Annotated in this window: 30 protein-coding genes; 22 read left to right on the top strand and 8 right to left on the bottom strand. The window is 64.8% G+C overall.

The genetic code is table 11. From position 1 onward, the window contains the following. Positions 1-23: 23 nt before the first annotated feature. The 4 genes from BRAGE_RS0119790 to BRAGE_RS0119775 are packed head-to-tail and all read left to right on the top strand — an operon-like array spanning position 24 to position 3,884. A complete protein-coding gene (locus tag BRAGE_RS0119790; protein WP_027557297.1) occupies positions 24-1,913 on the top strand; it encodes an ABC transporter permease in 1,890 nt (629 codons plus the stop codon). After that, the gene (locus BRAGE_RS0119785; RefSeq protein ID WP_027557298.1) at positions 1,910-2,701 is read left to right on the top strand and encodes an ABC transporter ATP-binding protein; all 792 of its coding nucleotides are present in this window, start codon (positions 1,910-1,912) and stop codon (positions 2,699-2,701) included. The genes BRAGE_RS0119790 and BRAGE_RS0119785 overlap by 4 nt, the downstream gene beginning before the upstream one ends. Further along, on the top strand, positions 2,698-3,402 hold the full coding sequence (locus tag BRAGE_RS0119780) for an ABC transporter ATP-binding protein (RefSeq protein WP_027557299.1): 705 nt from the start codon (positions 2,698-2,700) through the stop codon (positions 3,400-3,402). The genes BRAGE_RS0119785 and BRAGE_RS0119780 overlap by 4 nt, the downstream gene beginning before the upstream one ends. 14 nt (positions 3,403-3,416) lie before the next feature. Next, positions 3,417-3,884: a MarR family winged helix-turn-helix transcriptional regulator gene (locus BRAGE_RS0119775; RefSeq protein WP_027557300.1), complete on the top strand. Its 468-nt coding sequence runs from the start codon at positions 3,417-3,419 to the stop codon at positions 3,882-3,884. 224 nt (positions 3,885-4,108) lie between these two features. On the opposite strand, the gene BRAGE_RS0119770 is transcribed toward BRAGE_RS0119775, so the two are convergent. Beyond that, the gene (locus BRAGE_RS0119770; protein WP_027557301.1) at positions 4,109-5,305 is read right to left on the bottom strand and encodes an amidohydrolase family protein; all 1,197 of its coding nucleotides are present in this window, start codon (positions 5,303-5,305) and stop codon (positions 4,109-4,111) included. A gap of 157 nt (positions 5,306-5,462) precedes the next feature. Here BRAGE_RS0119770 and BRAGE_RS0119765 point away from each other — a divergent pair, with 157 nt between their 5' ends. The 8 genes from BRAGE_RS0119765 (at position 5,463) to BRAGE_RS0119730 (ending at position 9,269) form a co-directional block, all read left to right on the top strand. Next, a complete protein-coding gene (locus BRAGE_RS0119765; RefSeq protein ID WP_027557302.1) occupies positions 5,463-6,236 on the top strand; it encodes a ferredoxin--NADP reductase in 774 nt (257 codons plus the stop codon). Between the two features lie 107 nt (positions 6,237-6,343). After that, entirely contained in the window at positions 6,344-6,670 is a 327-nt protein-coding gene (locus BRAGE_RS0119760; protein WP_027557303.1) for a hypothetical protein, read from the top strand. 96 nt (positions 6,671-6,766) lie between these two features. Next, entirely contained in the window at positions 6,767-8,038 is a 1,272-nt protein-coding gene (locus BRAGE_RS0119755; protein ID WP_027557304.1) for a cytochrome P450, read from the top strand. Positions 8,039-8,200: 162 nt separating this feature from the next. Then, positions 8,201-8,386 (top strand): hypothetical protein, encoded by a 186-nt coding sequence (locus BRAGE_RS0119750; RefSeq protein ID WP_027557305.1) that lies wholly within the window; start codon positions 8,201-8,203, stop codon positions 8,384-8,386. 14 nt (positions 8,387-8,400) lie between these two features. Further along, positions 8,401-8,598: a hypothetical protein gene (locus tag BRAGE_RS0119745; protein WP_027557306.1), complete on the top strand. Its 198-nt coding sequence runs from the start codon at positions 8,401-8,403 to the stop codon at positions 8,596-8,598. A gap of 6 nt (positions 8,599-8,604) precedes the next feature. Beyond that, entirely contained in the window at positions 8,605-8,838 is a 234-nt protein-coding gene (locus BRAGE_RS0119740; protein WP_027557307.1) for a hypothetical protein, read from the top strand. Beyond that, the gene (locus BRAGE_RS54655; RefSeq protein ID WP_156950868.1) at positions 8,839-8,994 is read left to right on the top strand and encodes a hypothetical protein; all 156 of its coding nucleotides are present in this window, start codon (positions 8,839-8,841) and stop codon (positions 8,992-8,994) included. A gap of 41 nt (positions 8,995-9,035) precedes the next feature. Next, positions 9,036-9,269 carry a hypothetical protein gene (locus BRAGE_RS0119730; RefSeq protein WP_027557308.1) on the top strand — a complete coding sequence of 78 codons (234 nt, stop codon included), beginning with the start codon at positions 9,036-9,038 and terminating at the stop codon, positions 9,267-9,269. A gap of 60 nt (positions 9,270-9,329) precedes the next feature. Here the strand turns inward: BRAGE_RS0119730 and BRAGE_RS0119725 are convergent, their stop codons facing one another. Further along, positions 9,330-10,580, bottom strand: a complete 1,251-nt coding sequence (locus tag BRAGE_RS0119725; RefSeq protein WP_027557309.1) for a DUF763 domain-containing protein — start codon at positions 10,578-10,580, stop codon at positions 9,330-9,332. Positions 10,581-10,703: 123 nt separating this feature from the next. Here BRAGE_RS0119725 and BRAGE_RS0119720 point away from each other — a divergent pair, with 123 nt between their 5' ends. After that, the gene (locus tag BRAGE_RS0119720) at positions 10,704-11,849 is read left to right on the top strand and encodes a mechanosensitive ion channel family protein (RefSeq protein WP_027557310.1); all 1,146 of its coding nucleotides are present in this window, start codon (positions 10,704-10,706) and stop codon (positions 11,847-11,849) included. 11 nt (positions 11,850-11,860) lie between these two features. Here the strand turns inward: BRAGE_RS0119720 and BRAGE_RS0119715 are convergent, their stop codons facing one another. Both BRAGE_RS0119715 and BRAGE_RS0119710 read right to left on the bottom strand, forming a co-directional pair. Continuing rightward, positions 11,861-12,655 carry an ABC transporter substrate-binding protein gene (locus BRAGE_RS0119715; RefSeq protein ID WP_027557311.1) on the bottom strand — a complete coding sequence of 265 codons (795 nt, stop codon included), beginning with the start codon at positions 12,653-12,655 and terminating at the stop codon, positions 11,861-11,863. A 10-nt stretch (positions 12,656-12,665) separates the two neighbouring features. Then, complete coding sequence (locus BRAGE_RS0119710) at positions 12,666-13,646, bottom strand: tripartite tricarboxylate transporter substrate binding protein (protein ID WP_027557312.1); 981 nt, start codon at positions 13,644-13,646, stop codon at positions 12,666-12,668. Positions 13,647-13,760: 114 nt separating this feature from the next. On the opposite strand from BRAGE_RS0119710, the gene BRAGE_RS0119705 reads away from it, so the two are divergent. The 8 genes from BRAGE_RS0119705 (at position 13,761) to BRAGE_RS0119670 (ending at position 20,955) form a co-directional block, all read left to right on the top strand. Beyond that, positions 13,761-14,471, top strand: a complete 711-nt coding sequence (locus tag BRAGE_RS0119705; protein ID WP_027557313.1) for a TetR/AcrR family transcriptional regulator — start codon at positions 13,761-13,763, stop codon at positions 14,469-14,471. 72 nt (positions 14,472-14,543) lie between these two features. Next, positions 14,544-15,503 carry an amidohydrolase family protein gene (locus BRAGE_RS0119700; RefSeq protein ID WP_027557314.1) on the top strand — a complete coding sequence of 320 codons (960 nt, stop codon included), beginning with the start codon at positions 14,544-14,546 and terminating at the stop codon, positions 15,501-15,503. Between the two features lie 5 nt (positions 15,504-15,508). Beyond that, a complete protein-coding gene (locus tag BRAGE_RS0119695) occupies positions 15,509-16,387 on the top strand; it encodes an amidohydrolase family protein (protein WP_035729874.1) in 879 nt (292 codons plus the stop codon). Next, positions 16,384-17,685 carry a C4-dicarboxylate transporter DctA gene (dctA, locus tag BRAGE_RS0119690; protein WP_027557316.1) on the top strand — a complete coding sequence of 434 codons (1,302 nt, stop codon included), beginning with the start codon at positions 16,384-16,386 and terminating at the stop codon, positions 17,683-17,685. Before BRAGE_RS0119695 ends, dctA begins: the two co-directional genes overlap by 4 nt. A gap of 66 nt (positions 17,686-17,751) precedes the next feature. Continuing rightward, positions 17,752-18,465 carry a PIG-L deacetylase family protein gene (locus tag BRAGE_RS0119685; protein WP_027557317.1) on the top strand — a complete coding sequence of 238 codons (714 nt, stop codon included), beginning with the start codon at positions 17,752-17,754 and terminating at the stop codon, positions 18,463-18,465. Beyond that, entirely contained in the window at positions 18,462-19,145 is a 684-nt protein-coding gene (locus BRAGE_RS0119680; RefSeq protein ID WP_027557318.1) for a 4-carboxy-4-hydroxy-2-oxoadipate aldolase/oxaloacetate decarboxylase, read from the top strand. Before BRAGE_RS0119685 ends, BRAGE_RS0119680 begins: the two co-directional genes overlap by 4 nt. 26 nt (positions 19,146-19,171) lie before the next feature. Continuing rightward, positions 19,172-20,041 carry an ABC transporter substrate-binding protein gene (locus BRAGE_RS0119675; RefSeq protein ID WP_027557319.1) on the top strand — a complete coding sequence of 290 codons (870 nt, stop codon included), beginning with the start codon at positions 19,172-19,174 and terminating at the stop codon, positions 20,039-20,041. After that, on the top strand, positions 20,038-20,955 hold the full coding sequence (locus BRAGE_RS0119670) for a DUF1932 domain-containing protein (RefSeq protein ID WP_027557320.1): 918 nt from the start codon (positions 20,038-20,040) through the stop codon (positions 20,953-20,955). The genes BRAGE_RS0119675 and BRAGE_RS0119670 overlap by 4 nt, the downstream gene beginning before the upstream one ends. Here BRAGE_RS0119670 and BRAGE_RS0119665 read toward each other — a convergent pair. The 3 genes from BRAGE_RS0119665 to BRAGE_RS0119655 form a co-directional block, all read right to left on the bottom strand. Beyond that, complete coding sequence (locus BRAGE_RS0119665) at positions 20,945-21,283, bottom strand: hypothetical protein (RefSeq protein ID WP_035731322.1); 339 nt, start codon at positions 21,281-21,283, stop codon at positions 20,945-20,947. The genes BRAGE_RS0119670 and BRAGE_RS0119665 overlap by 11 nt on opposite strands. Before the next feature lie 157 nt (positions 21,284-21,440). Beyond that, the gene (locus BRAGE_RS0119660; RefSeq protein ID WP_027557322.1) at positions 21,441-22,646 is read right to left on the bottom strand and encodes an amidohydrolase family protein; all 1,206 of its coding nucleotides are present in this window, start codon (positions 22,644-22,646) and stop codon (positions 21,441-21,443) included. Between the two features lie 81 nt (positions 22,647-22,727). Continuing rightward, the gene (locus BRAGE_RS0119655) at positions 22,728-23,969 is read right to left on the bottom strand and encodes an amidohydrolase family protein (RefSeq protein WP_027557323.1); all 1,242 of its coding nucleotides are present in this window, start codon (positions 23,967-23,969) and stop codon (positions 22,728-22,730) included. A 149-nt stretch (positions 23,970-24,118) separates the two neighbouring features. On the opposite strand from BRAGE_RS0119655, the gene BRAGE_RS0119650 reads away from it, so the two are divergent. Beyond that, the gene (locus tag BRAGE_RS0119650) at positions 24,119-24,535 is read left to right on the top strand and encodes a hypothetical protein (protein WP_027557324.1); all 417 of its coding nucleotides are present in this window, start codon (positions 24,119-24,121) and stop codon (positions 24,533-24,535) included. On the opposite strand, the gene BRAGE_RS0119645 is transcribed toward BRAGE_RS0119650, so the two are convergent. Beyond that, entirely contained in the window at positions 24,532-25,290 is a 759-nt protein-coding gene (locus BRAGE_RS0119645; protein ID WP_027557325.1) for a GntR family transcriptional regulator, read from the bottom strand. The two genes, BRAGE_RS0119650 and BRAGE_RS0119645, sit on opposite strands and share 4 nt — an antisense overlap. Positions 25,291-25,446 lie beyond the last annotated feature (156 nt).

Here is a 25,446-nt window from a genome sequence, read left to right as displayed (position 1 = left end):
CAAACACCTAACCCGGACCGCCGATGGCCTTTTACGTCGTACAGTTTCTGACAGGTCTTGCCAGCGCAGCGTCGCTGTTCCTGGTGGCCTCGGGCCTGTCGATCATCTTTGGCGTGACGCGGATCGTGAATTTCGCGCATGGCGCCTTCTACATGATCGGCGCCTATATCGCCTTCACGCTGACGGAGCGGCTGTCCGGCGCGTTCGGCTTCTGGGGCAGCATCGTGCTGGCCGCGCTTGCGGTGGCGCTGATCGGCGTGCTGGTCGAGATGGTCTTGCTCCGCCGCATCTATCATGCGCCAGAATTGTTCCAGCTGCTCGCGACCTTCGGCCTGACCCTGATGGTCGAGGATCTCGTCGTGCTGATCTGGGGTCCCGACGATCTCGTCGGCCGCCGCGCGCCGGGCTTCAAGGGCGCGATCGATTTCTTCGGCCAGAACATCCCGAGCTACGACCTGTTCCTGATCGTGCTCGGCCCGGTCGTGCTCGGCATTCTCTGGCTGTTGTTCCAGCGCACGCGATGGGGCGTGCTGGTGCGCGCCGCGACGCAGGACCGCGACATGGTCGCAGCGCTCGGCGTCAATCAGAAATGGCTGTTCACGAGCGTCTTCGCGGTCGGCGTCTTCCTCGCCGCCCTCGGCGGTGCGCTCCAGATCCCGCGCGATGCGGTACATCACGCCATGGACCTGCGCATCATCGTCGAGGTCTTCGTCGTGGTCGTGATCGGCGGCCTCGGCAGCATCGTCGGCGCGTTCGTCGCGGCGGTGCTGGTGTCCGAGCTCAATGCCTTCGGCATCCTGATCTTCCCGAAAATCTCCATCATCCTAGTCTTCCTGGTGATGGCGGTGGTGCTGATCGTCCGCCCCTGGGGCCTGTTCGGCAAGCCGGAGGCGGCCGCGCGCAAGACACCGGGTCTCACCGTCAATCCCTGGCGGCCGCTGACCTCGAACGAGCGGCTGGCTGCGCTTGCCGCGCTCGTGATCGCGGCGATGCTGCCGCTGTTTGCCGGCAATTATCTCCTCACGGTTGGCTCCGAGATTGCGATCTTCGTGATCTTCGCCGTCTCCTTGCATTTCCTGATGTCGGTCGGCGGTCTCGCGTCGTTCGGCCACGCCGCCTATTTCGGCCTCGGCGCCTACGGCGTCGCCTTCCTCGCCAAGATGGCGGGGCTGCCGATGATCGTGTGCCTCTTGCTCGGACCGCTGCTCGGCTGCATGGGCGCCGCCGTGTTCGGCTTCTTCGCCGTGCAGCTCTCAGGCGTCTATTTCGCAATGCTGACGCTCGCCTTCGCGCAGATCGTCTGGTCGATCGCGTTCCAGTGGGTGAACGTAACAGGCGGCGACAACGGCATTCTCGGCGTGTGGCCCGAGAAGTGGGCGGCGAGCCCGTCGCACTTCTACTGGCTGGCGCTCGGTGTTGCCGCGCTCGTCACCGTCGCGTTGCGGATCATGGTGTTCTCGCCGTTCGGCTACGCGCTGCGTGCCACGCGCGACTCGCTGCTGCGCAGCGAAGCCGTCGGCATCAACGCCAAGCGCATCCAGTGGACCGCCTTCGTGATCGCGGGCACCACCGCCGGCATTGGCGGAGCGCTGTTCGCCTACCTCAAGGGCAGCGTCTTCCCTGATAATCTCGGCATCTCGCTCTCCGTCGACGCACTCGTCATGGTGCTGCTCGGCGGCGTCGAGACCGTGTCGGGCGCGGTGATCGGCGCCATCGTCTACAAGGCATTGAACATCTGGCTGGTGAGCCAGACCGATCTGTCGAAACTCGTGCTCGGCGGCTTCATCGTGCTGATCGTCGTCGTCTTCCCCAAGGGCATCGTCGGCATGCTGGAGATGCTGGCGCAGCGCCGCCGGAAGTCATCGCCGCCGGGATCACCCTTGTTGGCCAAGCCGATCGAGTCCGCCGAATGAGCGTTGCACCCACACTTCTTGTGGTCGAAGGCCTGACCAAATCCTATGGCGGCATCCACGCAGTGCGTGGCGTCTCGTTCTCACTGCGCGCCGGCGAGATCCTTGCGCTGATCGGGCCGAACGGCGCGGGCAAGAGCACCTGCTTCGACATGCTCAACGGCCAGAACAAGCCCGATAGCGGCCATGTTCGTCTGCTCGGCGAGGAGACCACAGGCAAGAAGCCGCGCGAGATCTGGCGCATGGGTGTCGGGCGGACCTTCCAGATCACCGCGACCTTCGCCACCATGACCGTGCGCGAGAACGTGCAGGTCGCGCTGATCTCGCACGGGAAGCAGCTGTTCAATCTCTTTGGCTCCGCGCCGCATTTCGATCGCGGCGAGGCCGGCCGGCTGCTGGAGCTGGTCGGCATGGGGGGCTATGCCGATCGGCCCTGCGGCGAGCTCGCCTATGGCGACCTCAAGCGCCTCGAGCTTGCGGTGGCGCTTGCAAACCAGCCGAAGCTCCTCTTGATGGATGAGCCGACTGCGGGCATGGCGCCGCGCGAGCGCGTCGATTTGATGCGGCTCACCGCGCAAATCGCGAGGGAGAAATCCATCGGCGTGCTCTTCACCGAGCACGACATGGACGTCGTGTTCGAGCATGCCGACCGCATCATCGTGCTCAATCGCGGCACGCTGATCGCCGAGGGCTCGCCGGCCGAGGTGCGCGGGAATCCGCAGGTGCAGGCGGTCTATCTCGGCGAGGGCCTCGTCTACGATGCCCGCCATCGCGAGGGGACCTCGGCATGAAGCTCTCGGTGCAGGACCTCAACAGCCATTACGGCCCGGCGCACATCCTGTTCGATATCGGTTTCGAGGTCGGCGAGGGCGAGGTGGTGGCGCTGCTCGGGCGCAACGGCGCCGGCAAGTCGACGACGTTCCGCTCGATCGTCGGCCTCGTGGCGCAGCGCTCAGGCCGCATCATGTTCGAGGGCAAGGACGTCTCGGCGAAGCCGACGCATGAGATCGTGCGCGAGGGGCTCGGCTATGTGCCGGAGGAGCGGCGCATCTTCACTGATTTGACGGTGGAGGAGAATCTCGAAGTCGGCCGTCAGCCGAAGCGGCCAAACGCCCCGCACTGGACGCGCGAAAAGCTGTTCGCGCTGTTTCCCAATCTCGGCGAAATGAAGGACCGTCCGGGCGGCCGCATGAGCGGTGGCGAGCAGCAGATGCTGACCATCGCGCGCACGCTGATGGGCAATCCGTCGCTGGTGCTGCTGGACGAGCCCTCGGAAGGCCTGTCGCCGAAGATCGTGGAGCAGATGGTCGATGCCATCCTGACCATGAAGAAGGAGGGCGTCAGCATCGTCGTCTCCGAGCAGAATTTGCATTTCGCGCGGTTGATCTCCGATCGCGCCTATATCATCGAGCGCGGCCGCATCTGCTTCGGCGGCACCATGGCCGAGCTCGACGCGCGTCCGGATATCCGCGACGCGCATCTGTCGTTGTGAGGGGTGGGGAAGGGATGGCGAGAAGCGTCGCGGTGAAGAAGGGCGTCAAGCCGGCCAAATCGCCTTCCAAGTCGCCTTACGTGCTCGACGAGCAGGTCGGCTTCATCCTGCGCCAGGTCTGGCAGCGCCACAGCGCGATCTTCTCCCGCGACATCGGCACCAACCTGACGCCGACGCAATGGGCGGCGTTGTCGAAGCTTGCCGAGACCGGGGCGTGTTCGCAGAACCAGCTCGGTCGGCTGACGGCAATGGACGTCGCGACCATCAAGGGCGTGATCGACCGCCTGACCGCGCGCGGCCTCACCGAAACGAGCCAGGACCCCGAGGATGGCCGGCGGCTCTTGGTGAGTCTCACGCGCGCCGGCCAGCAGCTGGCGGAGAAGCTTGCGCCGAACGCACTCGCGATCACGCGCGAGACGTTGGCGCCGCTCGATGCGAAAGAGCGCGAAACGCTGATGGGGCTGTTGAACAAGCTGCGGTGAAGTAGGTGCCGTAGGGTGGGCAAAGGCACAAAGCGCCGTGCCCGCGATCTCTCACTTCACAGGCGCTGTGGTGGGCACGCTTCGCTTTGCCCACCCTACGATACCGAGGTGAGGTGCTCGTCATTCCGGGGCACGCGCATCGCGCGTGAACCCGGAATCCAGAGATTGTCGCGCGAGATTCCGGGTTCGCGCTGACGCGCGCCCCGGAATGACGGCAAGTGCCGTCACTTCGCCACCACCTCCGGCACCCGGCCGGCCGGCGGGGTGTTGCGGCTGCGCTGGGTGCGCACGATGCCGTCGATGATGGTCATGCCGATGCCGGGGAGGTCGCCGAGCTGGACGCTCTCCAGGATGTTCTTGCCGGGCGAGTGCTGCGCCTTGTCCATGATGACGAAATCGGCGGCGCGGCCGACCTCGATGAGACCGCAATCGAGCGCGCGCATCCGCGCGGTATTGCCAGTGGCGAGACAGAATGCGATTTCGGCCGGCAACTCGCCGATCGACGACAGCATCGAGACCATGCGCAAAATGCCGAGCGGCTGCACGCCGGAGCCGGCCGGCCCGTCGGTGCCGAGGATAACGCGATGCAGCTCGTTCATTTCGCGCGCAATGCGCAGCGTGTAGAGCGCCGAGCGCTCGTTGCCGTTGTGAACGATCTCGAGCCCGCGCTTGCAACCCTCGCAGATGCAGCGGATCTGGTCGTCGGGCAGGGCAGTGTGGCCGCCATTGATGTGACCGACCACGTCGGTGTCGGCCTCCAGCACCACGTCCTTGTCGATCAGGCCGGAGCCGGGGATCGACGGACCGCCGGTGTGGATCGTGCTCTGGATGCCGTATTTGCGCGCCCAGCCGACCATTTTCCGCGCTGTGGGGCCGTCTTTCACGCCGCCGAGGCCGACCTCGCCGAGCAGCTTGACGCCGGCGGCGGCCATTTCCTTGAAATCTTCCTCGACCATCTCGCATTCGATCACGGGCGCACCGGCGTGCACCTTCACGCCGCCCGGACGCAAGGTCCAGAACGCGCGCTGGGCGAAGATCGCCATCGCCTTGAGGCCGACGACGTCACGAGGGCGGCCGGGCATGTGCACTTCACCCGCCGAGATCATGGTGGTGATGCCGCCGTGGAGCGAGCTGTCGATCCAGTTGATCTGGTTCTGGCGCGGCGTCCAGTCGCCTGCGACGGGGTGGACGTGGCTGTCGATCAGGCCGGGGGTCACCGTCGTGCCGTTGGCATCGACGATGGTGGTCGCGCCTTCCGTATTGAGGTCCTTGAAGCGGCCGATCGCGGTGATCTTGCCGTTCTCGGCGACGATGGTGTCGCCGTCCAGGATCGGCTTTTCCAGGGCGCCGGACAGGATCAGGCCGATATTGCGGATCACGAGCTTCGAGGGTCCGGTGGCCTGGAGTGCGTCATGCGCCATGGAAGGGCTCCTTATTCCTAACTGCAACGCTCGCGATCTTGGGCAGGCTTGACCCCGGGATCAAGCAGGATTATTCATTAGTATACGAATGATCGTGTACAAACGACGCATAGCTGCCCGCCTCGGAAACCGCAATTGACGCGACAGGGAAGGTGAGATGAGCAATTTCAATCAGGAAAGCGTTCTGAGCGTCCACCACTGGACCGACACGCTGTTCTCCTTCAAGACCACCCGCAGCCCGACCTTCCGCTTCCGCAACGGCGAATTCACCATGATCGGGCTCAAGGTCGGCGAGAAGCCGTTGCTGCGGGCCTACAGCGTCGCCAGCGCCAATTACGAGGACACCCTCGAATTCTTCTCGATCAAGGTGCCGGACGGACCGCTGACCTCGCGGCTCCAGCACCTCAAGGAAGGCGACGAGATCATCGTCAGCCGCAAGGCCACCGGCACGCTCGTCATCGACAATCTGGAAGAGGGCCGCAACCTCTACCTCATCGGCACCGGCACGGGCCTCGCGCCGTTCCTGAGCGTGATCAAGGACCCCGAGACCTATGAGCGGTTCGAGAAGGTCGTGCTGCTGCACGGCTGCCGCCACGTGAAGGAGCTCGCCTATGGCGAGATGATCACCGAGACGCTGCCGAAGGATGAACTGATCGGCGAGTACATCCGCGAGCAGCTGATCTACTACCCGACCGTGACCCGCGATCCCTTCCGCAACCGCGGCCGCATCACCGACCTCATCACGTCAGGCAAGCTGTTCAGCGATATCGGCCTGCCGGGGCTGGAAGCCGCCCACGACCGCGTCATGATCTGCGGCAGTCCGGCGCTGGTGGCGGACACCCGCGTGCTGCTCGGCGAGCGCGGCTTCGTCGAAGGCAATCACGGCGAGCCGGCCCAGTTCGTGGTCGAAAAGGCGTTTGCAGAGCGCTAAACTCGGAATTCCTGCTCAATAAGACCGCATTTTCGCCGCGGCGCGGGCGTTGCCCCGTCGATTCGGCGCTTGATACACTTGTGGGAACGAATCAGCGGAGTTCCCACATGGTTGCAGACAGCGACAGCAACATCGCCTGGCACCGGGTCCAGTTGAAGAAGAACCGCGCCGAGTTGAAGGCGCTCGAGACCGCGCGCTTCACGATGGGCGAGATCGCGTCCTCGAAGCGGAACGGGCAGACCCAGAAGGCGATCGCGGAACTCAAGCGCAAGATCGGGCAGTCCGAGCGCGTCATCGCCGATCACGACAAGCGCACGCGCCGTCCGCTCGGCACCGATCTGCAAAGCCTCAGCAACGGCAGCTGGAGCCATTGGGACGCCTATACCAACCAGCAGCAGCGCAAGACCGGCCAGCGCTCGTCCGGGCGCGGATAGGCATCTCGCGCCCGCCCGCGAGGCGGTTTCCGGCTCTTGCGCCGGCCGCCCCGCATCCCATCTGGTTGAGGCGCCACCAACCAACCCGGTGATCCCATGACACCGCGCCTCGATTTCACCAGCGAGGCCTTCTTTCGCGATCCGCCCAGGGCGATCGCCGCGTTGCGCGGGCAGGGCCCCGTGGTCGCGACGCGCTTTCCCCTGGTCGGCGACGTCTGGATCACGACCACGCACGATGCAACCGCCCAAGTGCTGAAGGACGGCGCGACCTTCACGCTGCGCAAGGAAGGCGGCGGCGTCGCGGGCATCCGCTGGTGGATGCCAAAACTCGTCACCACCATCGCCAACAACATGCTGACGATGGACGAGCCTGATCATACGCGGCTGCGCAGCATCGTCGACGAGGCGTTCCGCCGCCGCGCCATCGTGGCGATGGAGCCGCGCATCCGTGCCATTGCCGACGATCTCGCGTCAAAGCTTTTCGCGGCCGGAAGCCCGGCCGATCTCGTCGAGCGCTATGCGCGCATCCTGCCACTGTCGGTGATTTCGGAGCTGCTCGGCCTGCCCATGGCCGATCGCCCGAGATTCATCGCCTGGGCCAATGCGATGTCCTCGCTGACGAATGTCGTCAGCTTCGTCCGCCTGTTGTTCGCCTTCCGCAACATGCGCGCGTATCTGGCGGAGCAGTTGCAGATCGCGCGCGAGCAGGGCGGCGAGGGGCTGATTGCCGAGCTGGTCCAGGTCGAACGCGAGGGCGGCCAGATCACGCCGGACGAAATGGTGGCGATGGTGTTCCTGCTGCTGGCGGCGGGCTCGGAGACAACGACGCATCTCATCAGCGGCTCGGTCTACGAGCTGCTGAGAAATCCCGGCTTGCGTGATTGGCTGGAACAGGACTGGGCCCGCGCGGCCCTCGCCGTCGAGGAGTTCTTGCGTTTCGTCTCGCCCGTGCAATTTTCAAAACCGCGCTATGTGCGGCGGGACATCGAGCTTGACGGCGTGCGCCTGAAGAAGGGCGATCGCGTCATGGTCATGCTCGCCGCCGCGAACATGGACCCTGCAGTGCACGACCAGCCGGAACGGCTCGATCTCGAACGCAAGCCGAACCGCCATATGTCCTTCGGCACGGGAATTCATTTCTGTCTCGGACATCAGCTCGCGCGGATCGAGGCGAGTTGCGCGCTCGAGGCCTTGTTCACGCGCTGGCCGCGGCTCGGTCTTGCCGTCGATCCATCGCCGATTCGTTGGCGCAAGCGGCCCGGCATTCGCATGATTGCGAAACTTCCGGTCACAGCCGAGTCCGAGGGAACACAGGTGACGGCTGCGGCATCCGCGACAGTTGATCGTTCCCTGGCTCAAGCGAGCTGACGCTTCTTCTCTCGAAATCTTCTTTCGAAATCTTCGCGTGGTGCGATCCGTCAGGAACGGGGTGTGGTGGCCATCGTTGTCCTGAGACCTCGCGGCGACGAAAGTCCGGCACGAGTTCCGTGCCACCCGCCGCAAGGGTTTCCCATCTCTCGGAGGCACACCATGACTGGCAAGATGCCACCCGTTCCACCAGCCAATCAAAGCACGAAGGGAACTGGCGACAGCAAGCAGGCGGCCGCGGATCAGGCGGCGCATGGCCAGCAGCGCGCGCAAAATCCTGACCAGCAGGGCCAGCAAGGCAACATCAAGCAGAACACGACCAATCAGGGCTACCAGCAGGACCGCTGAGGAGGGCGACACTGATGTCGACATCCACCAAGACACCGAACAGCATTCGTCAGGGCGGACCCGGCGCCTCGCATGAAAATGCGAAGGCGCCGCTGGAGGTCAAGAAGCCCGCGCCTGACGATCCGCAGCGCAGCCACAGCCGCGTGTCCGGCGGCGGAGGCGAGCGCGATTCCCATCACCGGCACGACCCCGCGGACAAGGGCGGAGGCTAATCGGGCATGAGCAGCAAGCACGCGAAACTATACGCACCGACGAGCAAGGATCTTCGCGACAATCCGCTGATCGGCGGATCCAAGGGCGCAAACATGGCGAGCGCATCGCCCGACGATATCGTGGATGCGCTCGGCGAGAACACGATCGAGGGCGACCGCGAAAATGACGTGACGTTCGCAGGCGGTATCGACAAGGACGTCGCGCACAGCGGCGCGCCCCGCAGAGGCCGGAGACCGTAGATGCAAGGCAAGAAAACCCACGAGCAGCAGATGCGCATTCTCGAGCGCAAGCCTGACACGCCCGATGCGCGCGAGCTGGATCAGGCATTGCGCGCCGCTGATGACAGCGAGCGCGGCACTGGCCCCAACGAGGGTGGTCAGAAGCCGCGAAAATGATCCGCCAGGAGCCGGACGGATCACTGCAAGAGGAGAGATCAATGCCAAGTGGACATGGCAGCAAGACGCATTTCAGGTCCGGCATGCACGGCAAGAGCGACGGCACCGGCGCCTTCGCCGAAGTGCCCAAGGAGAAGATCGGCGACAACATGGTGCTGTCCAACCGAGACAAGAAGCAGCATTCCGACATCCGCGGCATGGACAGCAAGTCGATCCAGACCGAGCAATATCAGGATCACTCTGCCAACCGGCTCGGAAGCGATGATGAAGACTGAGACCTGAGAAGATCAACTTCGGTCGTGTCCTCCGCGACCGACGACCTCGCGGACCGGCCCTCAGCCGGTCCGATTTTTTGTGGCGGCAAGATCACGCTCCCAGCCGAACACGGAGCGGCCGTCGAGATGGGGCGAAGCCGCGCGCTCGCCGGCAATGTAGGCTTCGACCGACGGCCCGCGCGCGGTGCGCTCGAGCCGCCGCGCCTGCTCGTCGAGGCGCTTGATCGCCTGCATCTCTTCCTCGCGCCCGAGCTTTGCGTTCTGGATCGCGCCCTTCAGCACACGGATGGTCTCGTCATAGACCTTGATCGGGACGGGGTAGGGATGCCGGTCCTTGCCGCCATGGGCGAGCGAGAAGCGCGCGGGATCCCTGAAACGATAGGGCGCGCCATGCACGACCTCGGCGACCATCGCCAGCGAGCGCACCGTGCGCGCGCCGACGCCGGGTGTTAGCAATAGCTCCGGGAAATCGACCGGGCCGCGCTCGGCCGCGGCGGCGAGGGTTCCATGCAGGCGCCGCGCGAACACGTCCTTGGGCCTGACATCGTGATGATCAGTCATGATCAGGTGCGGCAGCATGGCCTGTGCCGGCTCCGGCGCCGTTCCAGTGAGCCGCTCGAATTCGGTGAGGATGCGATCCGGACCGAGATCGTTCAGCAGCTCGAGCTGCGCGGTGCGCGAGATATCGGCGCGATGGTCGGTGAGGTTGACGATCTCGCCCTGCTGCGGCCCGTCGATCGCGCTGTGCGGCGCGTCGACAAAACTCTTCAGCGCCTCGGAATGCCAGTGATAGCGGCGGGCCTGGCGCTTGTCGCCGTTCATGCCCTGCTGCACCACCGTCCATTTGCCGTCGGTCGTGACGAAGAAGCCGTGCAGATAAAGGTCAAACCCGTCCTGCACCGCGGCGCTGTCGACTTTCGCCACGAGGCGGCTGGCGCGGGTGAGGCTCACGCCGTCGAAGCCGACGCGATCGCCGAGCTGCAACAGCTCGTCCGGTGTCTTGCGCGAATGCTGGCCGCGGCCGCCGCAGACATAGATGCCAAGCTCGTCCTGGAGCGGTCCGAGGCCGCGCTTCAGCGCGCCGATCACCGAGGTCGTGATGCCCGAGGAGTGCCAATCCATCCCCATCACGGCGCCGAAAGACTGGAACCAGAACGGATGCGATAGACGCTGCAGGAATGCATCGCGCCCGTAATGGAGCACGATCGCCTGCGTGACGATCGCCCCGAGCGAGGCCATGCGGCTCGCCAGCCACGGCGGAACCCGCCCGGTGTGAAGAGGAAGATTGGCGCTGCCGGTGCGTCTGGTCATGTATGCCTCAAATTAGCGCAATTCGGCACGGTTGCACCAGGAGAATGCTGCGTTGCGTGAGGCAGGGGAGCGAAGCCGGGCGGAACGCGTTGGCGAGCAGCGAATGCAAATCCGGGGACGTGAATGAATTGGCAGGCTCTCATGGCCGACATCGATAAGATGTTCGGGTGGATTCCCTCATGGATCATCGGTCTCGGCCTGGTTGCCGGGGCCATCCTGCTTGCGCTGTCGTTCCACCGATTCGCGGCCTGGCTGCTCAACCGCGCCTTCGGAACTCGCCTGCCTCTCATCAGCGTGTTCATCGAGCGCACGTCGGGGCCCGCCCAACTGGCCCTTTGCCTCGCCGCCGTCGCATTGGTTCTGCCGCTCGCGCCACTCAGCGACGCGTTCCGCATGCCGCTGACCAGCCTGTTCGTGGTCGCCTTCATCGCGCTGATCGGCTGGATCTCGATCCGGATCGTCGACATGAGCGCGGCGCGCTATCTGCAGAACTTTCGTGACGTCACCGAGAATTTCGTCGCACGCAAGCACGTCACTCAGGTGCGGGTGTTCAAGCGCGTCACCGACATCATCATCGTCATCATCACGGTGTCGACCGCGCTGATGACGTTCGATTCGGTCAGGCAGTACGGCGTCAGCCTGTTCGCCTCCGCCGGCGCCGCCGGTATCATCGTCGGTCTCGCCGCGCGGCCGCTGCTCAGCAACCTGATCGCAGGCTTGCAGATCGCGATCACGCAGCCGATCCGCATCGAGGATGCGGTGATCATCGAGAACGAGTGGGGCTGGGTCGAGGATATCGCCGCCACTTATGTGGTGATCCGGCTGTGGGACTGGCGGCGCATGGTGGTGCCGTTGTCCTATTTCATCGAAAAGCCGTTCCAGAACTGGACCCGCGACACGGCGTCCCTGATCGGCGTGATCGCGCTCCATGTCGATTATCGCGCCGACGTGCCGCGGATCCGGCGCTGGCTGGAGGGTGCGGTAAAGGAATCCAAGCTGTGGGACGGCGCGGTGGTCAATCTCCAGGTGATCGACGCAGATTCGCGCACCATCGAGCTTCGCGCGCTGGTCAGCGCACGGAACGCACCGCAATCCTGGGACCTGCGCTGCGAGATGCGGGAGAAGCTGATCGCCTTCATCCGCGACGAGATGCCGGAAGCCCTGCCGCGCGAGCGCGCGATCCTGATCCCACAGGGCGGTGGCGACGATATCGAATTGCTCCAGCGCCCCGCCGCGCCGGAGAAGATGCGGGCGAGCGCCCACAATTGAAAGCGCGGCCGTTATTGAACCTTGATCGTGCCGCGCAGGCCCGCCTGCTGCTGGATCGTATCCAGCGCGCCGGATGACTGCTCTTCCGCGACGAAGCTATTGAGCAGGGGAAGCGCGGCCTCGCGTCCTTTGGGGATCGCGATCGCCATATGCTCGGCGCCCCAATTGCCGTCGAGGATCTTTGCGCCCGGCATCTGGTCGGACATTTCGAACAGCGTCGGCTTGTTGGTGGCGTAGAGATCGATCTCGGCTCGGCCAAACATGCCGATGGCGACCTTGACGCTCTCGGCGGGAACGATGGTCGCGTTCTTGAACCTGGCGGGCAGGGTGCGCTCGGAGGTCGAGCCCTTGGTCACGCCGATCTTCACGCCTGGCTTGTCGATATCCTTGATCTCTCTGATCGGCGAGTTCGCGGGAACGAGATAGCCGAGCTCGATCGAGAGTACCGGCTGGCTGAAGCTGACCTCATTGGCGCGAGCCGGCGTGGCGTTGGTCACGGTGAAATCAACCTGGCCGTCATGGATCGCGGTCACGATGTCGGCGACGCGCTGAAACCGAACATAGTCGACGCCGACGCCGAGCCGTTTGGCCAGCTCGCCGCCGAGATCATAGGCGAGGCCGTGCGGCTTGCCGCTCGCATCTGTGATCATCGAGGTCGGGCTGCCCGGATAGATGCCGACGCGCAAGGTGCCGCTCGGCGCCAGCAGCTTTGCTTCGCCATCGGCGCGCGCGGGCGCGCCGATGAAACCGATGATCGCCGCCGCGAGCAGGACGGTGCGCGTAAATAGCACAGAAGAGGTCCTCATGCGGAAGACCTCACTGCGCGCGGATGTCGGCGGCCTTCAGCACCGGCTCCCACTTGGTCGCCTCCGCATGCATGTAGGCGTCAAAGTCCTTGGCGGAGGAGCCGACCGGGGCCGCACCGATCTTGCCGAGCGTCGACAGCACATTCGGATCCTGCAGCGCCGCCTTCAGATCGGTCTCGAGCTTTGCCACGATTTCCGGCGGCATCTTTGCCGGTCCAAGCACGCCCCACCAGACCGAGACGTCGTAGCCGGGGACACCGGACTCGGCGACGGTCGGGACGTTCGGCAGCGCCTTGGAGCGCTCGGCCGAGGTCACCGCGAGCGCGCGCACCGGGCCGCCTTCGAGCTGGCCGATCGCTTCCGCAAGCGGGTTGATGCTGAGGGGGATCTCGCCGGCGATCACGGCGGTCAGCGCCGGCGCGCCGCCCTTGTAGGGGATCGCGACGATCTTGGTGCCGGACATGTGTTTGAGCAGCTCGCCGGCGAGATGCGCGGAGGTGCCGTTGCCGGACATGCCGTAGGAGAGCTTGTCCGGCTCCTTCTTGGCGGCGGCAAGGAGATCGCCGAGCGTCTTGTAGGGGCTGTCCTTCGCCACCACGATCGCGAGCGGCGAGGAGGCGACCTCGGTGATCGCGGTGAAATCCTTGAACGTGTCGTAGGGCACGCTTGGATAGATAAACTGGTTGAGCGGATGGCCGCTGGCGACCAGGATCAGCGTGTAGCCGTCCGGCGCGGCCTGCGTCAGCGCCTGCGAGGCGACGATGCCGCCGGCGCCGGGACGGTTGTCGATCACAGGCTGCTGGCCCCAAGTCTTCGCCAGCGCCTGGGCCAGCGTGCGCGCGAGCACGTCGACCGCACCGCCGGCCGCATAGGGCACGAGAATGTGGACCGGCTTGCTCGGATAAGTGTCGGCGGCCTGCGCGGCGTTCGCAGCCAGCAGCAAGCCTGCACCGACCGCGAGTCGGCCGATTGTCTTGTTCAAACCCAGCATTCCCAGCACTCCTTAAGGGCGTTTGCGCGCCTGGCGGCGGTCTCCGAGCCGTCCGGACCCTGCCCATGGTTTTTGTTGACGAGACCTGATCTTTTGTACGATAGTACAAATCACATGGTACGCAAGCCCACCAGCAAGGAAACGGCCCGCAAGCCGAACATGCGCGAGGCGATTCTCGCCGCGGCCGAGGAGCTGTTCGCCACCAACGGCTTCAACGCCGTCTCGGTGCGCGACATCGCACAGGCCGCCGGGGCCAATCCCGGCAGCGTCACCTATCATTTCAAGACCAAGGACGGCCTGCTGCTGGAAATCTACCGGCGCCATTGCGGGGCGATGAATTTGCGCCGTTCCGAGCTGCTCGCCGCCGCAAAACGCGTGCGCGATCTCCAGGATCGGCTCGAGGCGATCGTGCGGGCCTATGTGGTGCCGGCCTTTACCTCCGGCAGCGATCTCGCCGGCGGGGGCGCGCGCTTCACGCGGCTGCGCGCCGTGATGTCGGCGGAAGGCAACGAGGTCGCGCGAAAGATCATCGCGCAGACCTTCGACGACACCAGCCACGCCTTCATCGATGCGATCCACGAGAGCCTGCCGCACATTCCGCGCACCGACATCGTCTGGCGCAGCCACTTCCTGCTCGGTGCACTCTATTATTCGCTGGTGACGCCGGATCGCGTCTCGCGCCTGTCGCGCGGCGAGGCCGACGGCAGCGATGCCGCGGGCGCGATCGAGCAACTGGTGCAAGCCACCGTCGCTGCGTTCCAGGCACCGGCGCTTGATCAGGCTGCGCCGGCACGGCGGCGGAGTGTCGCAAGCAGCAAGACTTGAAAGAGACCGCTGAGGGGAGCGCATCCAGCGTTTCCGCTCGCAAGCGGTCCATGTGACTGGGTGCTTTAGGATATGAACAGGCGGGAGTGCTTGCATCTCTTGACCGGATTGGCCGGCGCGGCGCTTGCGGGGGAGGTGAACGCGCAAGGCACCGAGCCGAAGGCGATGCCGACCATCGCGCCGCCGGACCCAAATCCCAAAACGCCCTCCTTCAAGCTGCCGCCAAAGTCCTGCGACAGCCATACCCACATCTTCGGGCCGGCCTCGCGTTATCCGTTCGCGGAAAAGCGGCCCTACAACACGGCCGATGCGCCGCTGGAGATGTTCCGCAGCCTCCATGAGAAGATCGGCGTCGAGCGCTGTGTCATCGTCAATGCCACCGTGCATGGCACCGACAATCGCGTCGTCACCGATGCCATCGCCCAGAGCGAGGGCGCCTACAAGGGCATCGCCAACGTCAATGACGAGATGACCGAGAAGGAGCTGGCGGCGCTCGACAAGGGCGGCATCTGCGGCTGCCGCTTCGCCTTCCTCAAGCGCCTCGGCGGCGTCGGCGACATGAACAAGTTCCAGCGCATCGTGCATCGCGTCGCGGAGCTCGGCTGGCATATCGACGTGTATTTCGAGCCGGGCACGATTCCCGAGTTCGCGCCGATCCTCACCGCGCTGCCGACGCCTTACGTGATCGATCACATGGGCACGGTGCAGGCGGGGAAGGGGTTGGATGATCCCGGCTTCACCGCGCTGCTCGACCTCCAGAAGAAGGACGAGAAGTGCTGGGTCAAGATCACGGGCCTGGAGCGCGCATCCGCGGCCGGCAAGCCGTTCCACGACGCTGTGCCGTTCGCGAAGGCGCTGATCGAAAATGCGCCCGATCGCGTCATCTGGGGCACCGACTGGCCGCATCCGAACGTCAAGGTCATGCCGAATGACGGCGATCTCGTCGACCTCATTCCCCTCTACGCGCTTGATGAGAAAGTCCGGCAAAAGCTGCTGGTCGACAACCCCGCTCGGCTATTCAAGTTCACCTGACGACGATGATGTACACACCCACCATTCCGCCACCCGATCCGAACACGCGCACGCCAAAATTCAAGCTGCCGAAGCTGTCGTGCGATGCGCATTGCCACATCTTCGGGCCGGGCTCGAAATATCCTTACGCGCCAGATCGCTCCTACACGCCGCCGGACGCGCCGCTTGAGGATTTTCGCGCGCTGCACGCCAAGCTCGGCGTCGAGCGCGCCGTCATCGTCAATGCCAGCGTGCACGGCACCGACAACACGGTGGCGCTGGATGCGATCGCACAAAGCAATGGCGCGTATCGCGCGGTCGCCAATATCGACGACACGATCACCGAGCGCGGGCTCCAGGTGCTGCACGAGGGCGGCTTCCGCGGCTGCCGCTTCAATTTCGTCCGCCATCTCGGCGGCGTCCCCGACAAGCGCGTGTTCAACCGTATCATCGCGATGGTCGCGCCGCTTGGCTGGCACATCGATCTGCATTTCGATGCGATCGACCTGCCTGAATATGCCGACATGCTGACGAGGCTGCCGCTGAGCTACACCATCGACCATATGGGCCGGGTGAAGGCCTCCGAGGGGCTTGATCAGCTTCCCTTCAAGATATTGATCGAGCTGATGCAGCGCGACGAGAAGTGCTGGGTCAAGATCTGCGGCTCTGAACGTGTCTCCTCGGCCGGCCCGCCCTTCACCGACGCGGTGCCGTTCGCGCGCAAGATCGTCGAGACCGCGCCCGACCGCGTCATCTGGGGCACCGACTGGCCGCATCCCAACGTCAAGGTGATGCCGAACGACGGCGATCTCGTCGACCTGATTCCGTTGTTCGCGCCGGAGCCGGAGTTCCAGCAGAAGATTCTCGTCGACAATCCCGCGCGCCTGTTCGAGTTCGACCGATGACCGCTATGGCGATCGACAAGCCGCGCGGCCGCGCCTGGTGGAAGGAGCTCTGGATCCAGGTGCTCATCGCCATGGCGGCCGGCATCGCGCTTGGGATCGTTAGCCCCGAGGCGGGCGCCAAGATGCAACCGCTGGGGGATGCCTTCATCAAAGCGATCCGGATGCTGATCGCGCCGATCATCTTCTGCACCGTCGTGCACGGCATTGCCCATATGGCCGACATGGCGCGCGTCGGGCGCGTCGCGGTGAAGGCGATCATCTATTTCGAGATCATGACGACGATCGCGCTGATCATCGGTCTCGTCGCGGTTAACCTGCTCCGGCCCGGCGTCGGCATGAACATCGATCCCGCCAGCATCAATGCCAGCGCGATCGAGCCTTACGTCAAGCAGACCGGCGCCATCGGCTTCGTGCCGTTTCTCCTCAACATCGTGCCCGCGACGTTCATCGGTGCCTTCGCGGAAGGCAACATCCTCCAGGTGCTATTTATCTCCGTGCTGTGCGGCTTCGCGCTGGTGCAGCTTGGCGAGCGTGCCGCGCCGCTGGTGAGCCTGATCGACATCGCCGCCAAGATGGTGTTCGCGGTGGTCGGCTTCGTGATGTGGGCGGCGCCAATCGGCGCGTTCGGCGCGATTGCCTTTACCGTCGGCAAGTTCGGCGTGGGCTCGCTGGCCTCGCTCGGCAAGCTGCTCGGCGGTTTTTATCTGACCTGCGTGGTCTTCATCTTCGTGGCGCTCGGCCCCGTCGCGCGTTTGTGCGGCTTCTCGCTGCTCAAGCTGATCCGCTACATCTGGGAGGAGCTGCTGATCTGCATCGCCACGACGTCGTCCGAGACGGTGCTGCCGCGAATGCTGACCAAGCTGGAGAAGGCCGGCTGCGAGAAGAGCGTGGTGGGGCTCGTGATCCCGACCGGCTATTCCTTCAATCTCGATGGCACCTGTCTCTATCTTGCCGCCGCCTCGGTGTTCCTCGCGCAGGCGACCAACACGCCGTTCGGACTCGCCGAGCAGATCGAGCTCTTGCTGATCCTGCTCGTGACCTCCAAGGGCGCGGCGGGGATCGCAGGCGCCGCCTTCGTCGTGCTGGCGGCGACGCTCTCGGCCACAGGCTCCATCCCGGTGACGAGCGTGGCGCTGGTGCTCGGCATCCACCGCCTGATGTCGCAGGGACTGACGCCGACCAATCTGATCGGGAACGCGGTTGCGACCATCGCGATTGCCAAATGGGAAGGCGCGCTCGACGGCGAGCGGTTGAAGCGCGTGCTCGACGGCGAGGAACCGGCGGCCGTCGCGGCCTGATGAATTGGCTTCCTGCATGCGGCAGGCGGCCTATGCTGCTTACGAACGAAGAGGGGAGTTTGTCCCATGAAAACAGGTCTTGTCGTTACCGCCCATCCCGGCGATTTCGTTTGGCGTGCCGGCGGCGCCATCGCGCTGCATGCGAAGAAGGGCTATCGCATGAAGATCGTCTGCATGTCCTTCGGCGAGCGCGGCGAGAGTCAGTTCGCCTGGAAGGAGAAGGGCGCGACGCTGGAATCGGTCAAGGCCGGCCGCAAGGACGAGGCAGAGCGGGCCGCTAAGCTGTTAGGGGCCGAGATCGAGTTCTTCGATTGCGGCGACTATCCGCTCAAGCTGACGGAAGCGCATTTCGACCGCATGGTCGACATCTACCGCGAGCTCAATCCGAGCTTCGTGCTGACCCATGCACTGGAAGACCCCTATAATTTCGACCATCCGAACGCGGCGCATTTCGCCCAGGAGACGCGCGTGGTCGCGCAGGCCATGGGTCACAAGCCCGGCGCGCAGTACAAATATTCCGCGCCGCCGGTGTTCCTGTTCGAGCCGCACCAGCCCGAGCAGTGCAACTACAAGCCGGACTTGCTACTCAAGATCGACGAGGTCTGGACGCAGAAGTACGAAGCGTTCCAGATCCTGGCCGCGCAGAAGCACCTCTGGGGCTATTACGAGCGCGTCGCGCTCAACCGCGGCATCCAGGGCAGCCGCAACACCGGCGTGCCCATGACCTATGGCGAGGCCTATCAGCGCCTGTTCCCGACCGTTGCGGAGGAGCTGGCATGAAGCCCGTCGTCGTTCGCAACATTGAGCGGGCCGATCCCGCCGGCATGGCGGAATACGGCGTCTCGACTGTGCACGAGGCCTATGGTCGCATCGGCCTGATGAAGCCGTATCTGCGCCCCGTCTGGGCGGGCGCCTCGATTGCCGGTCCAGCTGTCACCGTGCTGGCGCAGCCCGGCGACAATTGGATGATCCATGTCGCGGTCGAGCAGTGCAAGAAGGGCGACATCCTCGTCGTCGGCTGCACCACCGACAATACCGACGGCATGTTCGGCGAGCTGCTGGCGACCTCGCTCCAGGCGCGCGGCGTGCAGGGGCTGGTCATCGATGCTGGCTGTCGTGACGTCAAAGCGCTGCACGAGATGAACTTTCCGGTGTGGTCGCGTGCGGTTTCGGCCAAGGGCACGGTCAAGGCGACGCTCGGCTCGGTCAACGTTCCCGTGGTCTGCGCCGGCGTCAACGTCGATCCCGGCGACATTATCGTCGCCGATGACGACGGTGTCGTCGTGGTGCCGAAGCGTTACGCCGCCGAGGTCGCGGAGAAGGCGAAGAAGCGCAACGCCGACGAGGGCGGCAAGCGCAAGCGGCTCGCCTCGGGTGAGCTGGGGCTCGACATGTACAGCATGCGCGAGGCCTTGGCGAAGGCGGGCCTTGTCTATGTGGACCATCCCGAGGACGTCTGAGCGGATAAGAGAAGCGGAGCGGGCGGATGGATCGTCTCAAGCTGAAGGCCGTGCTCGGCAGTCATCCCCATGTCAAAGCGGTGAAGAGCGGCGAGCTCCGCTCCGACCTCTTCGACCTCGATTTCGTTGAATACACACCCACCAATACGGCGTTCAAGCCGATGGTGCGCGAGCAGGCGTTCGACGTCTGCGAGATGGCGATCGTCACTTTTCTGATGGCGAAGGCGCACGGCAAGCCGCTGGTGCTGCTGCCGGCGACCATGATGGGGCGCTTCCAGCATTCCTATGCGCTCTACAATCCGGCGAAGGGAACACTCGGACCGTCCGATCTCGAAGGCAAGCGGGTCGGCATCCGCTCGTTTACGACCACGACCGGCGCCTGGATCAGGGGCATCCTCGCCAACGACTACGGCGTCAATCTCGACAAGATCAAATGGGTCACCTTCGAGAACCCGCACGTCGCCGAATATATCGACACCACCGAGCGTGCGCCGAAGGACAAGAAGGTCCTTCAGATGCTCATCGACGGCGAGCTCGATGCCGTCCTCGGCGAGACCTCCAACGATCCCAAGCTGAAGCCGCTCTTCCCCGATCCTTCCGCGGAAGCGGCCAAATGGTACGCGCGGCGCGGCGTCGTGCCGGTCAATCATCTCGTGGTCGTGACCGAGCCGCTCGCGAAATCGCGTCCCGACGTGGTCGCGGGCGTCTATGATCTGCTCAAGCGCAACAAGCAGCAGATGGGCACTGCGGCGACACCGGACCTCGTTCCGTTCGGGATCGAGGCGAACCGAAAACCGTTGGAGCTGATCGTCGACTACGCATTCCAGCAGGCGCTGATCCCGCGCCGCTATGCGGTCGAGGAACTGTTCGACGAGACGACACGAGGATTGAACTGATGGCGGATCCGAAACGGTGGCAGATCGGGCTGGTCGGCTATGGCGAGGTCGGCCGCATCCTTGCCGAGGATTTGCGCCAGCAGGACATCAAGGTCGCAGCCTATGACATCAAGCTCGGGACCGAGCACGGCGCGCCGCTGACGGAGCATGCGGCGAAGCACGGGGTGACGCTCGCGGCGTCTCACGCCGAGCTGACTGCAAAATCCGATTTCATCATCTCCGCCGTCACCGCGAGCCAGGCCGTTCCGGTCGCAAAGGCCTGCGCGGCCGCGATCAACCAGGGCACGTGGTTTCTCGATTTCAATTCGGCCTCGCCCGGCGCCACGCAGCGCGCCGCTGCGCTGATCGACGCTGCCGCGGGACGCTATGTCGAGGGCGCCGTGATGACCTCGGTGCCGCCGTACCGGATCAAGGTGCCGCTGTTGCTCGGTGGTCCCGGCGCGAAGGAGCTGGAGCCGCTCCTGAACGCGATCGGCTTTGCCGCGAAGGTCGCGAGCGACAAGCTTGGCGTGTCCTCGGCCGTCAAGATGTGCCGCAGCATCATGATCAAGGGCCTCGAGGCCATGGTCATCGAAAGCTTCACCACCGCGCGGGCCTATGGCGTCGAGGACGCGGTGCTGGCCTCGCTTAGGGAAACCTTTCCCGCCATCGATTGGGAGAAGCAGGGCGCCTATTTCTTCCAGCGCGTGATCGAGCACGGCCGCCGCCGGGCCGAGGAAGCGCGCGAGGTCGCCGAAACCGTGCGCGAGGCGGGGCTGACGCCGTGGTCGGCGCAGGGCACGGCTGAGCGTCAGGCCTGGATTGCCGATCTCGCCGATGAAGGTCTGTTCGGCAAGAAGGGAACGAAGGAGTTCGCCCGCAGCGCCGATTGGCGCACCGAGGCAGACCGCATCCTCGCCAAGATCAAGCGCTGACCGCGCGCGTTCGGCTCGGGGGCTTGCCGCCGTCGCCATAGCCGGAAATTTCGTCGCGCGCTTGCTCGATCAAGCCGATCAGGCTCTTGGCCTTGCGGACGACGTCAGTGCTGCGCTCGGCGCGGAACTCGGTCAGGATCATGCGAATGCATTTGTCGGCCGTATCGAGCGCCCAGAGCGCGTGAGCCATGTCGCTCTCGGTCTGGATCGCCGAGATATCGAGGCCCGACAGCACTTCGCCGATGCCGTTCAATCGCTTGATGGCCGCTTCGGCGGGCGTGCTGGCCCGGATCGACTGATAATCGATGCCGCCGAATGCGCTGAACAAATCCATGACTTCCCCGGAGAGCGCAGTTGGTCAGTGCGCATCTCCCAGTATGATCACTGCGGCCGACCTCGCAACGCGGGCAGCTACGGTCCGGGATTTTGCGGGACCGGGATTTCGGGGCGAATTGGCGGTGAATCGGGCCCGAATGGTCCAGCGATCATCGATGTCTCCCGACCATCTTACCGTTCGACGCGACGAGCATACCTGCCTTGTAAACAGCGCGGCCTTGCGGCACCGCGACGACGGCCTCGGGAACGTGTCCGGCGTTGAGCGTGACGAAATCGGCCTTGGCGCCGACGCGCAGGCCATAGCCTGCAAGCCGGAGAGCCTTTGCACCAGCTTCGGTGATGACATCGAACGCGGTGCGCAGCTCCTCGTCGATATTGAAGCCGGAGCGATAGCCGAGCGTGGTCGCCCGGCGCAGCATGTCGCCGTCGCCATAGGGCCACCAGGAATCCCGGATGTTGTCGTTGCCGCTGAAGACGGTGACGCCGGCATTGCGCAAGGCAAGGATCGGTGGAAACGGCCGCGCGCCCGGCGCGTTCGTCATGATCGCGACGCCCGAGCGCGCGAGCAACTCGGCCATCTTCTTGAGGTGGTCGGCTGAGATGTCGCCGAGCCCATAGGCATGGCTGACCGCAACATGGCCTTCCATTCCGAGCGCGCGCGTGCGCGCCGCGATCTGCTCGATCTCGAAGGCACCGAGCGTGCCCATGTCGTGCAGGTGAATGTCGACATCTACGCCATGCTTGCCCGCGACGCCGAACACCACGTCGAGATGCTTCTCGACGTCGCGGTCGAAACTCGCGGGATCGAGCCCGCCGACGAGATCAGCACCGAGACCGATGGCCTCGTCCAGCAATTGCGGCGTGCCCGGGCTCGCCAAAATGCCGCTCTGGGGAAAGGCGACGAGCTGGATATCGATCAAGTCGCGGTACTCCTCGCGCACGCGCAAGATGGTCTCGAGCGATTTGAGGCCGACGGAACCGTCCACCATGACATGGCTGCGCATCTGCGTGGTGCCGTGTCCGATGCAGAGATCGAGCTGGTTGCGCGCCCGCACATCCATCGGCGCAGCCTCAGCCATGTTCTCGGCCTGGAAGGCGACGCGCTCATGCACGTCGAAACCGTTGGTGCACGGCTTGTGGGGCCGCCAGGCATCGCCGTAGAAGCTGGTATCGAGATGGATGTGGCCTTCGACGAAGCCGGGAACGACGAGGGCGTTGTTGAGGTCGATGGCCTCGTTCGCGGCGGGACTCTCATCGACGGGCGTTATCGCAGCGATACGGCCGTCCTTGACCGCGATGTGATGGCGAGATCCGCCGTCGAAGCGCGCGTTCAGGAAGATCTTTTCGAAGGCCATTTTGGTTCCTCCGTTGATTGATTGTAGCGATAGTCGCGCAAGCGCCGCGGACGGCGCAAGATGCGGGAAGGCGATGGCCGTTCAGCGTCCGGGGCGGAACAGCGTCGGCCGTTGCCGTTCAAACGTCTGCCGGCCGCGCTTGAACCCCATCACGACATCCGGCAGCTCGGCGATGGCGAAGCGGCTGTCTTGCGTGTCGAGCACGACGAGATCGGCGGGATTGCCGACCTTGATGCCGTAATCGCCGAGATTCATTAGCCGCGCCGGCAGGTCGGTCACGAGATCGAGGCAGGTGTCGAAATCGCTGACCGCGGCGTGCGCGACATTGGCGTAGAAATTCGCCATCCGCAGCAGCGAGGCATCGCCGAACGGCGTGAAGGGATTGAGCACGTTGTTGGTCGCGACCGAGCACAGCACGCCGTCGCCGGCGAGCTTGTGGGCCAGCGTCAGCCCGCGCGGCGCGTTGTGGGTGGCTTCGCGGCCCATGAGGTAGAGGTCGGTCGCCGGCAGTACGGTGACGGCGACGCCCGCTTTCGCCAGTTGCGCGGTGGCGGCCTTCAGCCGCTCCGGCGGCAAGGCCGACAGTTTTGTGGCGTGCCCGATCGCGACGCGTCCCCCATAGTTGCGCCGCTCGGTCTGCCGGCAGACCTCGTCGAGATGCCACCACGAGGGATCGAGGTCGAAGTCGAGATGGAGGTCGACGTCGACGTCGAAATCCTGCGCAAGATCGAAGATGCGCGCGAGATGGGCGTTCGGGTCGGTGTCCATATAGGGGCAGCCGCCGATCGCTTCGCCGCCATCGCGCAGCGCCTGGACCAGCAGCTCTTCGGCCCCGGGATCGTTGGTCAGGCCTTCCTGCGGGAAGACGCAGAGCTCCAGGTCGATCGCCCAGGCATAGTCGCGCTTCAGCGCCTTGACCGCCTCGAAGCCGCGGAGGCCGATGCGCGGGTCGATCTCGACATGCGTGCGCATGCGGGTCGTGCCGTGCACGATGGCGCGTTCGAGCACGCGGGCGCCACGCGCATAGACGTCCTCGACGGTAAAATCCTTCTTCATGCCGGCCACGGCGCGGATGGCTTCCGAGACGCTGCCGTGATCGTGCCCGCAGCGGCCAAGCAGGCAGGCCTTGTCGAGATGGATGTGGGTGTCGACGAAGCCGGGCAGGGCCAGGTGCCCGCCGAGGTCGATTGCGACGGCGTCGCAGGCGAGCCGGGGCTCGATCGCGGCAATGCGGCCGTCCTTCACGCCGATATCGACGGGTGCGGCGGATGATCGCAACAGCGCGTTGCGGAAGATCAGGTCGAAGGCGGCTTGGGTGGTCATGGCGGCGGATTCAGCTGTGATAGCCTAGCGGAAGCTGGAGGAGCGGGCAGCTCCAGATTGTGTGCAATCGAGGCATCAAATTGTCCAAAAAATGTGCATGCACTTTGAGGCCTGAATTGTAGAATGCCGGCACTCCGGAGAAACCCGCCATGTCCGCCCCCGTCAAAGCCGAACGCCCGATGACTGACGCCGAGATCGTGGAGGCGTATCTGACGGCCTCGATGATACCCGATCCCGATGCCGCTGCGGCCTATATGAAGCCGGGCACGGTGATCACGTTCACCGGCGGGCGCGAGTTCGATCATCCGCGCGGGCCGACCGGCTTCAACGCAAAGCGCTATCGCTGGGTCAAGAAGAAGATGGACCGGTTCGACGTCTGCCCGGGCGCTGATGAGACTGTCGTCTACAGCGTCGGCACGCTCTATGGCGAGTGGATGGACGGCACGCCGTTCGAGGGCAACCGCTATGTCGATCGCTTCGTCGTGAGGGGCGGGCAGATCGTCAAGATGGACGTCTGGAACGACAGCGCCGAGCGCATCCTGGTTCAGCGCGGGATCGAGGCCTAGCTTCTTCTCGCAATCTTCTGCAGCTTGACGACGCGGTCGCTCGTCACCTCGTCGGCATAAGGCGCGAGGATGTCGAGGAGATCGCGGCCGCGTTGCGGGGTGGGGGCGACCAGCGCGCGATTGGCCACGGAATCCAGGTGATGATGCATCAAGTCCATCACCTTGGCCTCGTCGCCCTTGGCGAGCGCCGAGATGATGGCGCGGTGCTCGTTGATGGCGCATTCGGTCGAATGCGGCCGGCTGTAGAGCGACAGCGTCAGGCAGCAGCGATAGGCGACCTCGCTGACATAGCGCACCAGGATCGGGCTGTTCGTCATCTGCGCGAGCAGGATGTGGAATTCAGTGGCGAGCCGGATCGAGACCGCATCCGTGCCGCCGCGCGCGCGGTCCTCGGCATCGACATGGGCGTTCAGCTCGGCGATCTGGGCCTTGGTCAGCTTGCCCGCGAGCTGGCGCACGACAAGGCGCTCGAGCTCGATGCGGATATCGAAGGCATCGCGCGCCTCCTGCCAGCTTGGCGTTGCCACCACCGCGATGCGGTTGCGGCGCAGCTCGACCAGACCTTCGGCGGCGAGCTGCCCCAGTGCATGGCGGGCAATGGTGCGGCTGACGCCGAAACGCTCGCCGAGCGAATCCTCCGGCAGCTTGGCGCCGGGCTCGAGCGCCTGCTCGATGATTGCGCGCCTGAGTGCGCGGCAGATCACGCTGACCTTGTCGGACGATTCGGAAGTCTTGCTGGTGGGGCGCGCCGCCATCGGCGAATCCTTGAGGGGAAGGGTCGAAAGCTCCTCTTTAGCACAGGCCTGCGCCAATCCAGCGCACCAATTGCATGCAGTTTGGCGCCCGGATTGCCCAAATCGAATCCGGCCGATCGGCGGTTCGATTGGTCAAATCATTGATTTTACGGAGGC

The sequence above is a fragment of the Bradyrhizobium genosp. SA-4 str. CB756 genome (genome assembly GCF_000473125.1).
Taxonomy (GTDB): Bacteria; Pseudomonadota; Alphaproteobacteria; order Rhizobiales; family Xanthobacteraceae; genus Bradyrhizobium; species Bradyrhizobium arachidis.
Note: the sequence above shows the minus strand (reverse complement) of the source record. Positions and strands in the feature narration are given on the sequence as shown.

Bases quoted from the DNA above. Each gene is read 5' to 3' on its own strand.
- BRAGE_RS0119710 (WP_027557312.1), bottom strand. From the start codon at position 13,646: ATGCTGGGTTTGAACAAGACAATCGGCCGACTCGCGGTCGGTGCAGGC.
- BRAGE_RS0119675 (WP_027557319.1), top strand. From the start codon at position 19,172: ATGGATCGTCTCAAGCTGAAGGCCGTGCTCGGCAGTCATCCCCATGTC.
- BRAGE_RS0119780 (WP_027557299.1), top strand. From the start codon at position 2,698: ATGAAGCTCTCGGTGCAGGACCTCAACAGCCATTACGGCCCGGCGCAC.
- BRAGE_RS0119770 (WP_027557301.1), bottom strand. From the start codon at position 5,305: ATGGCGCATGACGCACTCCAGGCCACCGGACCCTCGAAGCTCGTGATC.
- BRAGE_RS0119725 (WP_027557309.1), bottom strand. From the start codon at position 10,580: ATGACCAGACGCACCGGCAGCGCCAATCTTCCTCTTCACACCGGGCGG.
- BRAGE_RS0119645 (WP_027557325.1), bottom strand. From the start codon at position 25,290: ATGGCGGCGCGCCCCACCAGCAAGACTTCCGAATCGTCCGACAAGGTC.
- BRAGE_RS0119660 (WP_027557322.1), bottom strand. From the start codon at position 22,646: ATGGCCTTCGAAAAGATCTTCCTGAACGCGCGCTTCGACGGCGGATCT.
- BRAGE_RS0119740 (WP_027557307.1), top strand. From the start codon at position 8,605: ATGAGCAGCAAGCACGCGAAACTATACGCACCGACGAGCAAGGATCTT.
- BRAGE_RS0119720 (WP_027557310.1), top strand. From the start codon at position 10,704: ATGAATTGGCAGGCTCTCATGGCCGACATCGATAAGATGTTCGGGTGG.
- BRAGE_RS0119715 (WP_027557311.1), bottom strand. From the start codon at position 12,655: ATGAGGACCTCTTCTGTGCTATTTACGCGCACCGTCCTGCTCGCGGCG.
- BRAGE_RS0119790 (WP_027557297.1), top strand. From the start codon at position 24: ATGGCCTTTTACGTCGTACAGTTTCTGACAGGTCTTGCCAGCGCAGCG.
- BRAGE_RS54655 (WP_156950868.1), top strand. From the start codon at position 8,839: ATGCAAGGCAAGAAAACCCACGAGCAGCAGATGCGCATTCTCGAGCGC.
- BRAGE_RS0119775 (WP_027557300.1), top strand. From the start codon at position 3,417: ATGGCGAGAAGCGTCGCGGTGAAGAAGGGCGTCAAGCCGGCCAAATCG.
- BRAGE_RS0119680 (WP_027557318.1), top strand. From the start codon at position 18,462: ATGAAGCCCGTCGTCGTTCGCAACATTGAGCGGGCCGATCCCGCCGGC.
- BRAGE_RS0119730 (WP_027557308.1), top strand. From the start codon at position 9,036: ATGCCAAGTGGACATGGCAGCAAGACGCATTTCAGGTCCGGCATGCAC.
- BRAGE_RS0119705 (WP_027557313.1), top strand. From the start codon at position 13,761: ATGGTACGCAAGCCCACCAGCAAGGAAACGGCCCGCAAGCCGAACATG.
- BRAGE_RS0119685 (WP_027557317.1), top strand. From the start codon at position 17,752: ATGAAAACAGGTCTTGTCGTTACCGCCCATCCCGGCGATTTCGTTTGG.
- BRAGE_RS0119750 (WP_027557305.1), top strand. From the start codon at position 8,201: ATGACTGGCAAGATGCCACCCGTTCCACCAGCCAATCAAAGCACGAAG.
- BRAGE_RS0119650 (WP_027557324.1), top strand. From the start codon at position 24,119: ATGTCCGCCCCCGTCAAAGCCGAACGCCCGATGACTGACGCCGAGATC.
- dctA (WP_027557316.1), top strand. From the start codon at position 16,384: ATGACCGCTATGGCGATCGACAAGCCGCGCGGCCGCGCCTGGTGGAAG.
- BRAGE_RS0119700 (WP_027557314.1), top strand. From the start codon at position 14,544: ATGAACAGGCGGGAGTGCTTGCATCTCTTGACCGGATTGGCCGGCGCG.
- BRAGE_RS0119745 (WP_027557306.1), top strand. From the start codon at position 8,401: ATGTCGACATCCACCAAGACACCGAACAGCATTCGTCAGGGCGGACCC.
- BRAGE_RS0119655 (WP_027557323.1), bottom strand. From the start codon at position 23,969: ATGACCACCCAAGCCGCCTTCGACCTGATCTTCCGCAACGCGCTGTTG.
- BRAGE_RS0119760 (WP_027557303.1), top strand. From the start codon at position 6,344: ATGGTTGCAGACAGCGACAGCAACATCGCCTGGCACCGGGTCCAGTTG.
- BRAGE_RS0119695 (WP_035729874.1), top strand. From the start codon at position 15,509: ATGATGTACACACCCACCATTCCGCCACCCGATCCGAACACGCGCACG.
- BRAGE_RS0119765 (WP_027557302.1), top strand. From the start codon at position 5,463: ATGAGCAATTTCAATCAGGAAAGCGTTCTGAGCGTCCACCACTGGACC.
- BRAGE_RS0119755 (WP_027557304.1), top strand. From the start codon at position 6,767: ATGACACCGCGCCTCGATTTCACCAGCGAGGCCTTCTTTCGCGATCCG.
- BRAGE_RS0119785 (WP_027557298.1), top strand. From the start codon at position 1,910: ATGAGCGTTGCACCCACACTTCTTGTGGTCGAAGGCCTGACCAAATCC.